The 14,550-nt window shown below is 46.1% G+C and carries 11 protein-coding genes; 5 read left to right on the forward strand and 6 right to left on the reverse strand.

What is annotated here, in order from left to right:
* Window positions 1–52: 52 nt before the first annotated feature.
* The 3 genes from tpiA to VFC92_07680 all read left to right on the forward strand — a co-directional run bounded on the left by tpiA (window position 53) and on the right by VFC92_07680 (window position 3,331).
* Window positions 53–826: a triose-phosphate isomerase gene (gene tpiA / locus VFC92_07670; GenBank protein ID HZK08065.1), complete on the forward strand. Its 774-nt coding sequence runs from the start codon at window positions 53–55 to the stop codon at window positions 824–826.
* A 284-nt stretch (window positions 827–1,110) separates the two neighbouring features.
* Entirely contained in the window at window positions 1,111–1,611 is a 501-nt protein-coding gene (locus tag VFC92_07675) for an HAD family hydrolase (GenBank protein ID HZK08066.1), read from the forward strand.
* Window positions 1,601–3,331 carry a M23 family metallopeptidase gene (locus VFC92_07680; protein ID HZK08067.1) on the forward strand — a complete coding sequence of 577 codons (1,731 nt, stop codon included), beginning with the start codon at window positions 1,601–1,603 and terminating at the stop codon, window positions 3,329–3,331. The genes VFC92_07675 and VFC92_07680 overlap by 11 nt, the downstream gene beginning before the upstream one ends.
* 400 nt (window positions 3,332–3,731) lie before the next feature.
* Here the strand turns inward: VFC92_07680 and VFC92_07685 are convergent, their stop codons facing one another.
* Window positions 3,732–6,080 (reverse strand): T9SS type A sorting domain-containing protein, encoded by a 2,349-nt coding sequence (locus VFC92_07685; GenBank protein ID HZK08068.1) that lies wholly within the window; start codon window positions 6,078–6,080, stop codon window positions 3,732–3,734.
* A complete protein-coding gene (locus tag VFC92_07690; GenBank protein HZK08069.1) occupies window positions 6,005–7,687 on the reverse strand; it encodes a C10 family peptidase in 1,683 nt (560 codons plus the stop codon). The genes VFC92_07685 and VFC92_07690 overlap by 76 nt, the downstream gene beginning before the upstream one ends.
* Before the next feature lie 230 nt (window positions 7,688–7,917).
* On the opposite strand from VFC92_07690, the gene VFC92_07695 reads away from it, so the two are divergent.
* Window positions 7,918–9,111 carry an AAA family ATPase gene (locus tag VFC92_07695; GenBank protein ID HZK08070.1) on the forward strand — a complete coding sequence of 398 codons (1,194 nt, stop codon included), beginning with the start codon at window positions 7,918–7,920 and terminating at the stop codon, window positions 9,109–9,111.
* Here the strand turns inward: VFC92_07695 and VFC92_07700 are convergent.
* Complete coding sequence (locus VFC92_07700) at window positions 9,094–9,906, reverse strand: LexA family transcriptional regulator (GenBank protein HZK08071.1); 813 nt, start codon at window positions 9,904–9,906, stop codon at window positions 9,094–9,096. The two genes, VFC92_07695 and VFC92_07700, sit on opposite strands and share 18 nt — an antisense overlap.
* Before the next feature lie 132 nt (window positions 9,907–10,038).
* Between VFC92_07700 and dinB the strand changes: the two genes are divergently transcribed.
* Entirely contained in the window at window positions 10,039–11,220 is a 1,182-nt protein-coding gene (gene dinB / locus VFC92_07705; protein ID HZK08072.1) for a DNA polymerase IV, read from the forward strand.
* Between the two features lie 218 nt (window positions 11,221–11,438).
* Here the strand turns inward: dinB and VFC92_07710 are convergent, their stop codons facing one another.
* From VFC92_07710 to der, 3 genes are all read right to left on the reverse strand, one after another.
* The gene (locus VFC92_07710) at window positions 11,439–12,629 is read right to left on the reverse strand and encodes an aspartate aminotransferase family protein (protein HZK08073.1); all 1,191 of its coding nucleotides are present in this window, start codon (window positions 12,627–12,629) and stop codon (window positions 11,439–11,441) included.
* Between the two features lie 169 nt (window positions 12,630–12,798).
* Window positions 12,799–13,179, reverse strand: coding sequence for a S4 domain-containing protein (locus VFC92_07715; GenBank protein ID HZK08074.1), 381 nt, complete (start codon window positions 13,177–13,179; stop codon window positions 12,799–12,801).
* 12 nt (window positions 13,180–13,191) lie between these two features.
* The gene (gene der / locus VFC92_07720) at window positions 13,192–14,496 is read right to left on the reverse strand and encodes a ribosome biogenesis GTPase Der (GenBank protein ID HZK08075.1); all 1,305 of its coding nucleotides are present in this window, start codon (window positions 14,494–14,496) and stop codon (window positions 13,192–13,194) included.
* Between the last annotated feature and the right edge of the window lie 54 nt (window positions 14,497–14,550).

Raw genomic sequence — 14,550 nt, forward strand, 5'->3', positions numbered from 1 at the left:
GCTAACGTAGTAGCTTTGCAGGCTTATTTGTTAATTTAAAAATCTAAATAAAATGAGAAAGAAAATAGCTGCCGGAAACTGGAAAATGAACACAACCCTTGAGGAAGGGATTTTGTTGATCAATGATCTGATGAAAGGCCTGGAGCAAACATCTCCAAAGCAAAAAGTGGGTGAGATGGAAATTGTATTATCCCCACCATTTATCACGCTGGCTGCTGCCGTAGAGCATGTTAAGCATAATCCACAGGTGCACATTGCAGCCCAAAACTGCAGCCACAAAGAAAAAAGCGCCTACACCGGCGAGGTGAGTGTGGATATGATCAAATCGGTGGGTGCAGAGTATGTAATCATTGGCCACAGCGAGCGGCGCGAATATTTTAAGGAAGATGCCGCCATGCTTGCCACAAAGGTCGATCTGGCGTTGAGTCGTGAGTTGGTTCCGATATTTTGTTGTGGTGAACCGCTCGAAGTTCGTAGGAAAGAAGGCCATTTTAAATTGATTGAAGAGCAGATTTCGCAGTCGTTGTTTCATTTGGACGAGGAAGTCATGAAGAAGATTGTGATTGCTTATGAGCCTGTGTGGGCCATAGGTACCGGCGTTACGGCTTCTCCGGAACAGGCGCAGGAGATGCACGCTTTTATTCGTGGACTTCTTGCAAAACAATTTGGTGATAAGGTGGCACAGCAGATATCGATACTTTATGGTGGTTCGGTGAATGCCAAAAATGCCGCCGAGCTTTTTGCCAATGCCGATGTTGATGGCGGTTTGGTTGGTGGCGCTTCCCTTAAAGCAGATGACTTCCTGACGATCATCCGGTCGTTCTAAAAAGAATAAGGTTATCAGATTGTGTTGAACGCTGGGTTCGCAGCCCTGAGGGATGCAACCCTTCAAAAGGAGTCGACGAAGTACACGGTATCAGGATTTTTATAACCGGAGGAATGAAAAATCTTAGTAGAATGGCTAGCCGGTGTTTGGACGAGGCTTGGCCTCGTTCTTTCTTATTTTTATAGGCTTTGCCTATTGAAACCCAGGAAGCATTTAAACAGGAAAGCTTGGTTTTGCCGCCCCTACTGATCTTATTAAAAAGGCCCTTTTTATAAAAATTGCAAATGAATAAATCGGTGGAAGTATTAATTTTCGACTGGGGAGACACGGTGATGTACGACTACGGCTTGCCCGGCGCTATGGCCGACTGGCCCGAGGTGGCGCTGAAAGAGGGCGCCAAAGAAGCGTTGATGATCCTCAGTGGAAAATACCGCTGCGCCATTGCTACCAGCGCCGATTTTTCGGATGTGAGCGCCATGCGCAGGGCGTTGCGGCGCGTGGATGTGGAGAGATATTTCGACGATTTTTTTGCTTCTGCCGATCTGGGTTACCAAAAGCCTGACCCGCGATTTTTTGAAGCTGTGGCAAAGGCGCTGGAAACAGAACCTTTGGCTTGTGTGATGATTGGCAACTCCTACGAGAAAGATATCGTCGGAGCTAAAAAGGCCGGAATGGCCGCCATTCTGTTGGACGAGAAACATGTTTATGGGAATGCCCCCGAAGCTGAGTTTGTAATTGATAATATGTATGAACTGATAAAAATTCTGGATAATAATGAGGAATAAGTTGTTGATGATTGTGGCGCTATTATTAGCTCAGCATTTTTGGGTGCAGGCGCAGCAGGAGTTTCCGAAAGATTATTTTGGTGCGCCGGTGAATTTCAGGATGCTGCTGTCGGGGACTTTTGGCGAACTGCGCAACAATCATTTTCATTCGGGCATCGACATCAAAACGGGTGGCACTATCGGAAAGCCTATTCTTGCTGTGGCCGATGGCTATGTGTCGCGCGTGTCGGTGTCGGCGGGAGGCTTTGGTAAGGCCGTTTATATCAATCACCCAAATGGCTACACCTCGGTTTATGGGCACTGCGACCGTTTTGCTGATTCGCTGGCGCACTGGTTGCGCGCTGAGCAATACAGGCTGGAATCGTTTGCTGTAAATCTTTTTCCAGAACCGGAGCAGTTTAGGGTAAAAAAAGGCCAGGTGATAGCTTTTTCAGGCAATAGCGGAAGTTCGATGGGGCCGCATCTGCATTTTGAACTGCGCAAAACTGAGGGCGAAATTCCGGTAAACCCGCAGTTGTTTGGCTTCGACATTCGCGACTTTACCCGTCCCACGATGCAACGCATGAAGGTTTATCCTGTCGGAAAACAAAGTCACGTCAATGGGCGCAGCAAAATCACAGAGTTTGCTTTGGCTGGGTGGGGGCCGAATTACCGTCTGAAAGATGGCGACACAATTTCCCTTTCGGGGACATTTTATTTTGGCATAGATGCATACGACTTACTCAACGAGTCCAGCAACAAAAATGGGGTGTATGCCGTACGTCTTTTGGTGGACTCTGTCGAATTTTACAGCCATCGGTTGGATGGTTTTTCGTTTGAGGAATCACGTTACATCAACAGCCTGATTGATTACGACGACTATGCACGCCGCAGGGTGCGCTTTCAGAAAACTTACATAGCGCCAGGCAACAAATTGTCCATCTACGAAACGCGCTCTAAACGCGGGCTGATCGAATTTACCGACGGCAAGTTGCATCGGGTGCAATATGTGGCGGAGGATGCCAGTGGCAACGCTTCGGTGCTGACATTTTATGCGCAGGCGGTACCGCCGGATTTTCGGAATGCGATGCAGCAGGTGGTAAATCCAAAAACACTAACAGTTTTTGACTGGGATTCAGACAATGAGTTTTCGGCTGACGACTTCAGGCTGGAACTTCCGCGCGGAACGCTTTACGACACGCTTAGCTTTACTTTTTCCCAATCGGCTGCGGGCGAAGGATTTTATACGCCACTTTACAAAGTGAATCATTCGGGCGCGCCGATGCACGATTACGGTAAAATATATTTGAAGCCTCAGGGTCTTCCATCAGGCAGCGCAAGCAAAGCGCTGGTGGTGCAGGTGCCGCTCAAAGGCGACCTGATTCCTGTTGGCGGAAAGTGGGAGGAGGGCTGGCTGGTGACTCCGATACGTTCGTTTGGAAACTACGCTGTGGTCATCGATTCGGTGGCGCCGACCATTGCTGCGGTAAATGTTGCCAATGGCAAAAATGTTTCAGGTCAAAAAAATATCACCTTTCGTATCGAGGATGCCCTTTCGGGGATTGCCGACTATCGGGGCACCATCAACGATAAATGGATATTGATGGATTATGATGCCAAAAATAAGCTGCTCATTTATACCATCGATGAGCGAATGCCCAAAGGCAGCAGCCGTCTGAAGTTGGAGGTAACTGACGAGCGGGGAAATAAGAAGACCTATCAGGCAACGCTGGTGAGGTGAAGAAGTTGGTGGGTCGATAAGTTGGAAGAACCACTGGGTTCGCAGCCCTGAAGGGGATGCAACCCTTAAGATTATCAAATTTTGAATTTCGAACCGCAGAATATCGAATATCGAAGGAAAAAAAGCAAGGCGCTTGGCGCAAAGAGCTGAGCACAATTTCTATTCTTTTTTTCCTCTTCTTTCGGAGCATCATGATTCATCGAACATCGCCCACTTCAACATTCGAGATTCGTTGTCCAACTTCTTAGGGGGCTAAAACAATCGAACCGCAGAAAATCGAATGGCGAAGTTTAAAAGGCTTAGCGCAATTACCTGCAACGCCAGAAGGAAATAAAATATCGGTGTTTGGGCGAGGCTGAGCCTCGGTCTTTTTATTTTTATAGGCTCTGCCTATCCATTCTTAATTCACCACTACCTTTCGCACCGCAATTTGCTCTTCCATGTACACATGAACGAAGTAAATGCCGCTATGCAGATAGGAATAATCCATTGTAACGGACATTCCTTCATGCAACGGTTCAGAGAGACTTTTAAAAATTCTCCCGCTCACATCGTACAGATAAACTGCCGATATGCTTTTGGAGGAAGAAATCGTGAAAACTCCTGTGGACGGATTTGGAAAAATTTTCAGGTCATACAGCGCAGGGGTTTTAATTCCTACACTGTTATCTATTTGTATAATCAAGGGTTGGGAAACCGCTCCTTGACCACAATCGTTTACGCCTACCACACTCAGGTTTGCTTGCCCGAGCGTTCCACTCCAGGTGATGGTAATCTCAGTCCCGCTACCTGAAATACTGCCCATGTGGGCAGGTTCGAGAATCCAAGAATAGTAATTAACATTGCTTAGCGGCTCGGTTGAGTATTCAGAACTACTCACATAGTTCAGATCGATGCTATCTGCACCAACAGGCTTATTCGCCTGTAGGGGATAATGATTTACCCCAACTGAAGCAGATGCATTGGCGGTATTATACCCATCATACACCTGCACCGTATAGGTAGTTGTAATGATAGGTGATACGATTGGATTTTGCAATGTAGAGACGAATCCAACTGGGTTGCTAGTCCAACTAAAGGTATAATTTTCACTGCCACCTGAAACAAGTGCAGTGAGTTGAGAAGTTTCTCCCTGACAAATAGATGCTGGATTTGCAGAAGCAGTCACTGCTAATGGTCCACCAGTAACTGTAATCATTACCTGATCAGTCCCTGTGCATCCAGTAGCTACATCAGTTACCGTCAAGGTAAAGATTACTGATGATGTAAGATTTATTGTTTGTGGGTTTTGCATGTTGGCGTTAATCAACATCGCTGCTGGTTCCCAATGATAACTATAGTTACCGCTTCCTCCTGAAGCTGAACCATTTAGTACTGTCCAACTTCCATAAGCAATGCTTTGGTCGTTACCAGCTTCTACAATTGGCGAAGCATGAACAATCATGGTTATAGCATTGCTAGTAGCGGGATTTCCAGTTGTACATGGTAAATCAGAGGTTAAAACACAGTTTATCGTCTCCCCATTCAGAGGAATAACAGAATATATTGGTGAGTTGGTACCAACAATAATTCCATTTTTCTTCCATTGATAAGTAGGTGAGGATCCACCATTAATAGGAGTAGCAGTAAACGTTACAGCTATTCCAGAACAGACGGGGTTGTTATCAACAACGATATCAACACTGACCGGTAAACTAGTGTTTACAGTTACCAATACATCTGTACTGATGAAAGTGTTTCCATCATTTACTTCCACAAAATAGATAGTGTTGGTGTCTGGGGAAACAACAGGATTAGCCAGTGTAGAAGTAAATCCAGCTGGATTAGATGTCCAGCTGTAAGTATATTGTCCAGTTCCACCTGAAGCTATAGCACGTAGTAAAGAACTTTCTCCTTGACAAATGGTATCAGGCATAGCTATTGCTTGAATAGCTAACGGAATCGGAACATCTACATATTCATAGGCACCCATATCAATGGTGCCATTAATCCTAGGATTTCCTGCTAAATCCAGTAGTGGGAGTAGCTGTAGGATTCCCGTAGTATCACCTGCGTCTATGCATGGCGAGTTTACGAGGAGTCCCCAATCAGCGGTCAATCCATTATATCCAGCCCCCGCACCGATACTTGGATCCACAAACAATGGATCAGCATCGATGTTATTGGTGTAGTGGGTGGAATCATAATTACTACTACCAGGCCCACCAAAACCACCTATTCCATCTTGGATATTACAATGATCAAAATAAGGGTCTGATTCATCGTCAACAATAAGGATTTGATTGCCGTACATAGGATTGTTTGCTTCGTTTCCATTAATAACGCAATTTCTGACGTTTGCATCTGAATTTAGATCAAAAACCATACCAGCTGCGTAATTAGTGTTATTGTTTGTTATGGTAGTGTTTATTATATTAGACATGGAATTCTCCATATAAATCCCACTTGCTGTATTATTAGCAAGGAGGCTGTTTACAATATTCGGATTAGCACTTTCGATGTATATTGTGCCATAGCCAGGATCTGGCGTTACGTTGTTGCAGTATTTCTCATTGCTCAGTGTTGGGCTTCCAAACATCATTCCAATTGCCGCCCCTAAGACAGCTTGACAGCCAATGATGGTGTTGTTATTTAACGACAAATTGACGTTGTTTAAATATATTCCCCCTCCAATTATATCTGATGAACAGTTGTAGAGGTTATTGTAACTAATGGTAGCAGGTAAATTGTTGTTATTATTAATATAAATACCCCCCCCTTAATTGTGGCATGATTCTTGTAGAGCTCAGAGTTAGTTATATTAATGGCAGTATACCATACGGAAATTCCACCACCCCAACCATCAACATAATTGTTATTGATTTTACTATGGTCTATGAGTACTTTACCAAAACTCTTACAATAGATACCAGAGTTCTGACTATACTCCACTTGGGTATAGCTCAATCTACTGGTATCATTGTCCGCCATCACCTCTCCTCCCATGTATCCATTATCAAACTTGATACCACTCCAGCCTAGACTTGTGTCCGCTGCGGTGAAGACCACATAGTTGCTACTATCACCTATTGAGGTGATTTGGCCAAATACTTGGAGTTTACAGTTTTCTCCAAAACTTATTGTGGCACCAGGATCTATGGTCAGGGTTATGGCATCGGGAATGCAAACATTGCTGTTTTTTTCAACTGAACCCCAGGTAGCGTCTTCTACCAAGGTACTGCCGTCATTGGGTTGTATGCCGATGATAGCATCTTGGTTGCTTGTGAAGTTATAGCCTCCTGGATTGATGGAAGCTACGGTGTAGTAGCCATTGTACGCTCCTCCCCAACCGAAGTTGAAGTGGTACATATTTGCATCATCAACGCCATCACAGACAAAGGCATGGCTGCCTACACCATCGCCACGGTAATAAACGGGACGACTCTCAAGGAGCTCCCCTTGTATCAAGGTATTCCATTGGTCATCAGTATATGCCGATTTCTCGACATAACTGATCGTAGAATATGCCATTTTAAAGTAATTCAGGAAGGCCCTTGTCATAGGGTCCTGATCACTTGAATATCCTACGCCAGTACTTCCAGGTCCCCACATACTTCCTACAGAGACAGCAGCGTGGTACATAATGGTAGCTACATCATTATTTAATGATGTAATATTATCGGGCATGTTTGTCCAATTATATGTGGTAGCTCCAAAGTCGGCACCACTGTAGGGATAAGACCCCCATGTATATCCATAACTTCCCAATCCTTGGTCAGGATAATTGTGATACTTGAGAATCTGAGCCATAGCCGTGGCTACACAGCCTGTGTAAACATGACCGCCAGGCCCCGAGGGATTGGCAGGACACATTGCATTATATGGCCAAGTCTGATTCCAGGTAGTTGTTAAAAGAGGATCAACAGTTGAATAGCCTACTCCTCCTTTCGGATTTTGACTATTGCCATCTATTAGCAATTGCCACGATGCAGTGATTTCTTCCGTAGCAGAGATATTATTCTCAACCACGTAAGCAATCTGTGCTTCGTAGTTTCGCATCCATCCCCAAAAGTTATTTCCGACGATAGTGTCGGTATTGTTTTCAGGCACAAGAAATGTACTTTCTGTGCTGTACCCAAGAATGGGTTCAACCCGGTCATCAGCAGCGATTATTACAAATCCGTTGGCGTGACTGAAGACATAGAATGAAGATTTTCTGGTATATACCAGGGAAAGTGTAGATGATTTAGCATCAACTTTTAAGAAGTTGATAGCTACAGTTTGAGCCTTCTCGAGGCTAACAGGAGCGGGAAAAGCAAGATTGCCGATCAAAGTTACGATCAGAAGAGTAATGAATGTAAGTAGTTTTTTTTTCATAATTGACAGCTTACTAATTTTTAGGAACCAAAAATAGACTTAATCTGATAGGTAATCATTTTATCATGATTTTTTCTTTTCATTATCGCCGGAGCAGTGGCATTTCCGCAGTGAAAAAGACTTCTCTAGTGATTTCAGACTAACACTCATACCTTGTTCCACTTTAATAAAAGCCAAAAATGCACATCCGGATGTGCAAAATATTGTATTTTTGCACAAACACTTGTGCTATGTACGAATTGCTTAATCAATCAGAACTGTTAACCAGTAAGGTATCCCTGAAATTTAAAAGATACCTTTTTGATAAAATTAACTGGAACAATCGGCTTATCGGAATCAAAGGTGCCAGAGGTACGGGCAAAACTACCATGTTGCTTCAGTGGCTCAACGAACAGAAAAGTCCAGCAAACAAGGCCGCTTACTTTACACTTGACGATCTCTATTTCTTAACCAATACAGTGGTTGACACGGCAGCCCAATTTTACAGAGAGGGTGGAAAGATACTGGTGTTGGACGAGGTTCATAAATATCCCCAATGGGGAAAAGAAATAAAAATTATCTACGACCGGTATCCTGATTTGCAGATCATCTTCACAGGATCATCCATCATAGATATTTCGCGGCAAGAAGGCGATCTGAGCCGCCGCGCCTTGATGCACGAACTCGTAGGCTTATCCTATCGTGAGTACCTCGATTTTCGGGATATAATAAAGATGGAGCCAATCGACCTGAAAGTGATAATGGACACGGAGCAAAAAAATAAATTGAGCCTGCCACCTGATTTTCGTCCTTTACAGCATTTTGGCGATTATCTTAAATTTGGATATTATCCGTTTTATACCGAAGACCAGGAGGGATACCTGCAGCGCCTGCGCCAGCTTACCCGATTTATTGTGGAGTACGACATGGCAGACCAGCAAGGCTTTGATATAAGAAACGGAAAAAAAATCCTGCAGCTTCTTATCATAATAGCGCAGCAGGTTCCATTTAAGCCAAACCTGGTAAAGCTGGCCGAAAAAACCAACATACATCGTAACTCACTGGCCAACTATTTATATTTTCTTGATGAAGCAAGATTACTAAAATTGCTTTATCCCGCAGGTAAGAGCATAGCTGCATTACAAAAACCTGAAAAAATCTTTTTGAATAACTGCAATCTGTTATACGCTCTTAGCAGTCAGGAGCCTTCGATGGGTACCTTGCGCGAAACTTTTGCGCTGAGCCACCTGAGCATGGCCCATCATGTAACCTTGCCAAAGACAGGCGATTTCCTGGTGGACGACAAAATACTGCTGGAAATTGGCGGAAAGGCTAAAACATCAAAACAACTGGAGGGTGCGCCCGACGCCTGGGTTGTAAGAGATGATATTGAGCATGTAGTTTCTAACGCAATTCCTTTATGGCTATTAGGATTTCTCTATTGAACTCATCCTCTCATTAATCCCCTTCACATCTTTTTGTATCTCGCGGATGCTGTCGATGATCTCGTTTTCGGTGGGTCTTTGTCCGGGTAGCTCGGCGCTGATGTAATGAACAAATTTCCAAACCTCTTTGATCTCGCTTATGTGGATGCTGTAAGGGATGTAGTTGGTGTTGAGCGAGTGCAGGCGCAGCAAACCCTTCTCTTCTATTTGGTTTTCGACGACTTTAAAAAGGATACCTTCGTTTAGCGTGAGGATGATGCATGCCTCGCCCTTGCGGATGAAGTTCCAGTTTTGAATAAATTCTCCTGTAACGTACGATCCGGGTGGGATGGGAAGCATCGAGTCGCCCTGAATCTGAAAGGTGCGGTATTTTTTTTCTTTCGATAAAAACGGCAGCTTAAAGGTGGGCAGGATGCGGATAAACTCCGGATCGGCAAAGCCATTGGTGTAGCCTGCGCGTGCTTTCTCGCCCACCAGTTCTATGTTTTCGTCGTTTTCCTGATCTACGGTGGTAGCCAGTACGCGCAGGCTGCTGCCGCGGATGTAGACGTCGTAGCCTTTCTCGAGCTGCGAGAGCTGGCTGGGCGTGAGGTTGCGTAGGTCTACTTTGATAAGTGTGTCGATGGCCACGCCGAAATAATCCGAAAAAATCAGCAGGCTGTCGATGCCTGGCCGCGCGATCTGGTTTTCGTAATTGTTGTAGGTCGAACGTTTGATGTTTAGGCTCGCTGCTACATCTTCCTGGGTGCGGCCTTTGCGCTTTCGCAATAAGCGGATGTTGGTGCTGAAATGCATTTTTTACCTCCAAATATTTATTAACAATCAATTGTTGGCAACTTCGAGATGTTTATCTTGTAGCCGAAATAATGATTAAAAAATAATCAAAAGTAAACCTTTTTTCGGAATACCAATAGAAACTTTAAGAAAATGTTGACCGACGAAAACCTTCCCGTCCTGGGCCGCACGATTGTCCATCTGGACCTTGACGCTTTTTTTGTGTCGGTGGAGCGACTGATGAACTCATCATTGGAGGGAAAGCCTGTGATTATTGGCGGTTCCAGCGATCGGGGAGTGGTGGCCAGTTGCAGCTACGAGGCGCGGCGTTTTGGAGTGCGCTCGGCTATGCCCATGAAACTGGCTTTGAATCTGTGCAGCCATGCCACGGTGGTGCGTGGCGACATGGAGAACTACAGCAAGTACTCGCGGCTGGTTACCGAGGTAATTGCCGAGCAGGCGCCTCTGTACGAAAAAGCTTCTATCGACGAGCATTACCTGGACCTGACGGGGCTGGAGCGTTTTTTTGGTGCAATGAAATGGGCGCACGAGCTGCGGGCACGCATCATACGCGAAACGGGACTGCCTATTTCGCTGGGCCTTTCGGTAAACAAAACCGTGTCGAAAATAGCCACCGGCGAGGCCAAGCCTAACGGCGAGCTGCAGGTAGAGCAGCCGCGGGTGCGTCCTTTTCTCGAACCACTTTCTATACGCAAAATCCCGATGGTAGGCCTCAAGACTTACCAGTTGCTGCGTTCGATGGGCGTAGCCGACATTCGCACCCTGAGCCTGATACCGCCTGAGATGATGGAGAAGCTCATGGGCAAAAATGGTCTTGACATCTGGAAGAAAGCCAACGGTATCGATACCGCGCCTGTGGTGCCTTACTCCGAGCGCAAATCCATCAGCACCGAAACTACCTTTGAGCAGGACACCATCGACGTGCAGCGCCTGCGTGAAGTGCTGAGTACGATGATCGAAAAAATCGCTTTCCAAATGCGCAAGAAAGAGAAGCTTACCGGCTGCGTCACGGTAAAAATTCGCTATGCCAACTTTGATACCCACACCCTGCAAAAAACCATCACCTACACCTCATTCGATCATGTGCTTACGCGTGTGGCACTGGAGCTTTTCGAGCGGCTCTACCAGCGGCGCATGCTCATTCGCCTCATAGGAGTACGCTTCAGCCATCTGGTAAGTGGCGTGCAGCAACTCGACCTCTTCGAGGATACGCCCGAAATGGTGAGTCTCTACCAGGCGCTCGATCGCATCCGCAAACGCTACGGCCTCATGGCTGTAACCAAAGCTATTTCGCTGGCGCCGAATCCGGGATGAAATTAATAAGACGGTACGAAATGAGAAAGCTGTTGGATTGTCGGGCGCGCAAAGAGAAATTTTATTTTGAAGTTATTAATCTTTCGGGATGGAAAAATTATTCAGAATTCCAATTGATAATGGTTAAAATCCTTTGTCTGCGAATTTCCGCCAAAGAAGCAAATTAGCGCTAATTATTCGTGTTCATTAGCTTAATTGGTGTGAATTGGTGGATGATTTTAAACCTTATCCAGCACTTGCAATATTTTCCCGATGCTTTCGTCGATTTGTTGGCGGGTGATGATAAGCGGCGGCGCGATGCGAAAAGCCTGCGGCATAAAGAAGAATGGGTCGGTGACGATGCCTTCGTCGAGCAGAAGTTTCATAGCACGTGCATTTGTCTCAGGAGATTTCAGCTCGATGCTCATCAGCAGCCCTTTTCGGCGCACTTTTACTACGGCAGGATGTGGCGAAAGCGCCTTTTCAAACTGCGCTCCTTTTTCGTCGGCTTCAGCTATCAGCTCGGGGTTTTCGGTAAGCACCTGCAGGTTGGCCAGCGCTGCTGCGGCGCTCACCGGATGCCCGCCAAAGGTGGTGATGTGTCCGAAGTCGGGGTTGTTGGTAAAAGCGAGCATCAACTTTTTGTCGGCAACAAACGCGCCGATGGGCATGCCACCACCCATTCCTTTGGCCATGCAGATAATATTCGGGACGATGCCATAATTTTCAAAGCAAAATAATTTTCCGGTGCGGCCAAACCCTGTTTGTATTTCATCAAAAATCAACAGCGTTCCGGTTTCGGTGCATCGCTGGCGCAGTGCCATCATATATTCCTGGTCCGGCACGATGATTCCAGCTTCGGCTTGCATGGGTTCTACCAGCACACAAGCCGCTTTGCTGTCGATACGTTTGAGGTCGTCATAATTATTAAAACGTAGAAATTCGATGTCAGGCAGCAGTGGACGATAGGCATTTTTGAGTTGTTCGTTGCCCAGCATACTGTAGGCGCCGTGTGTGCCGCCGTGGTAGCTGTTGGTGAAGCCGATGAGGCGGGAGCGACCTGTTATGCGTTTGGACAGTTTTAGCGCGCCTTCCACAGCTTCGCTGCCCGAATTAACAAAGTAAACAGAGTTGAGCGATGTTGGCAGCTTTTGCGTAAGCAACTGCGCCAGCTTTACTTGCGGCGACTGGATAAATTCGCCATACACCATCAGGTGCATGTATTTGTCCAACTGATCTTTTACCGCCTGCACAATGGCCGGATGGCGGTGCCCCAGGTTGTTGACACAAACGCCCGAAACCAGATCGGTGTAGCGTGTTCCATTGGAGCCATACATGTAAATACCTTCGGCCGAAACAATCTCAAGTCCCATCGGAAATAGCGAGGGCAGAGCCACATGTTCAAAAAAAAGCTGTCGTTGCGTAAGCATAGTTTTTTAAATATCAAATAGCAAAATTCAAAAAAACAAATAAAATCCAAAAAATTAAAACTCAAAATTCCATTGAGGTTTTAAATATTGGATTTTTAATATAGAGATTTATTTGTGATTGTTTACACCGACTTCCGGCGGTTGTTTTATTGTCATTTGTAATTTCGTTTTATTCCTCTTTGAGCCGGTCGATGTCGCGGCGTTGTTTTTTAGTTGGTCTTCCGGTTCCCCGGTCGCGGCGCTCGAAGTTAAGTTGGTTGATGATTTTGAGGCGTTCGTAGGCTTCGGGTGGGGTGAGGTCGTCGGCAAAATCGGGCACCAATCGGGCAGCTACCCTATTTTGCAAAGGCTCCTTCACGCGAAGTGTTCGCGTTAGCTGTGGGCTTACTCTTACCTCCACTTCGTCGCCAACCTTTGCTTCACGCGAAGCTTTTACAGGTTGTCCTGCAATCACCACTTTTCCCGTGCGACACGCATCAGCGGCCTGGCTCCGCGTTTTGAAAACACGCACAGCCCAGAGCCATTTATCTATTCTTACCCCATCTGCCATAGCAGGCGTCGTTTATTTAGTTCTAAAATAAAGTTGTATCGGAATGCCCTTAAAATCGAAATGTTTGCGGATTGCATTTTCCAAAAATCGAGTGTAAGACTCTTTGACGTACTGCGGAGAGTTGCAGTAAAAAGCAAATGCCGGAAATTTGGTCGGCAACTGTGTGATGTATTTTATCTTCACATATTTGCCTTTGGTAGCGGGTGGCGGCGAGCTTTCGATGATGGGCAGCAGTAAATCGTTGAGTTTCGAAGTAGCAACGCGGCGGCGGCTGTTTTGAAAGGCCTCGTTGGCGGCTTCCAGCGCCTTAAAGATGCGTTGCTTGCTGATGACCGAAGTGAAAACGATTTCATAATCGGTAAAAGGTGCCGTCTTTTTGCGGATTTCATTTTCAAAATCCAGATGTGTATTGGAACTTTTCTCAACTAAATCCCATTTATTAATAACCATCACCACTGCTTTCCTGTTTTTCTCGATCAGGTGCAGAATGTTGATGTCCTGTGCTTCAAAACCAGTGGTGGCGTCTACCATGAGCAGACATACATCGCTGTTTTCGATGGCGCGAATCGAGCGCATCACCGAGTAAAACTCGATGTTTTCGTGTACGCGGCTTTTCTTGCGCAGCCCTGCTGTATCCACCAGGTGAAAATCGAAGCCGAAGCTGTTGTAGCGTGTGTTGACGGCGTCGCGGGTGGTGCCGGGAATATCGGTGACAATGTTTCGTTCGTCGCCCAGCAGCGCATTGATGAACGACGATTTGCCTACGTTGGGTCTGCCTATTACTGCAAAGCGCGGCAGGTCGTCCAGGTTGTCGTCGGGGATTTCCTCAAAGTGCTTTACAATTTCATCGAGCAGATCGCCGGTGCCGCCACCGTTGATGGCCGATACCGGGAAAATCTGATCCAGCCCCATAGAATAAAATTCGGCGATCTCATGTACGTTTTTTGGGCTATCTACTTTATTCACAGCTACAAAAACCTTTTTTGGTGAGCGCCGCAGGATGTCGGCTACGTCCTGATCAAGGGGTGTAAGACCGTCGCGGGAGTCTACCACCATCAGGATTACATCGGCCTCTTCCATGGCCAGATCAACCTGTTTGCGGATTTCTCCCTCAAAGATGTCGTCGGAGCCTACCACATAGCCGCCCGTGTCGATCACCGAAAAACGCTTGCCGTTCCAGTCGCTTTGCCCGTAGTGGCGGTCGCGCGTTACGCCGCTGGTTTCTTCCACGATGGCGGCGCGTTGGCCGGTGAGTCTGTTGAAAAGTGTCGATTTGCCCACGTTAGGCCGGCCTACTATTGCCAGGATATTTGCCATGTTTTATTTTTTTAATATTAAAAATGTAATGCTTAAAACTCTCAAAATGATTGC

It is taken from the genome of Bacteroidales bacterium (genome assembly GCA_035647615.1).
Lineage (GTDB): Bacteria > Bacteroidota > Bacteroidia > Bacteroidales > 4484-276 > SABY01.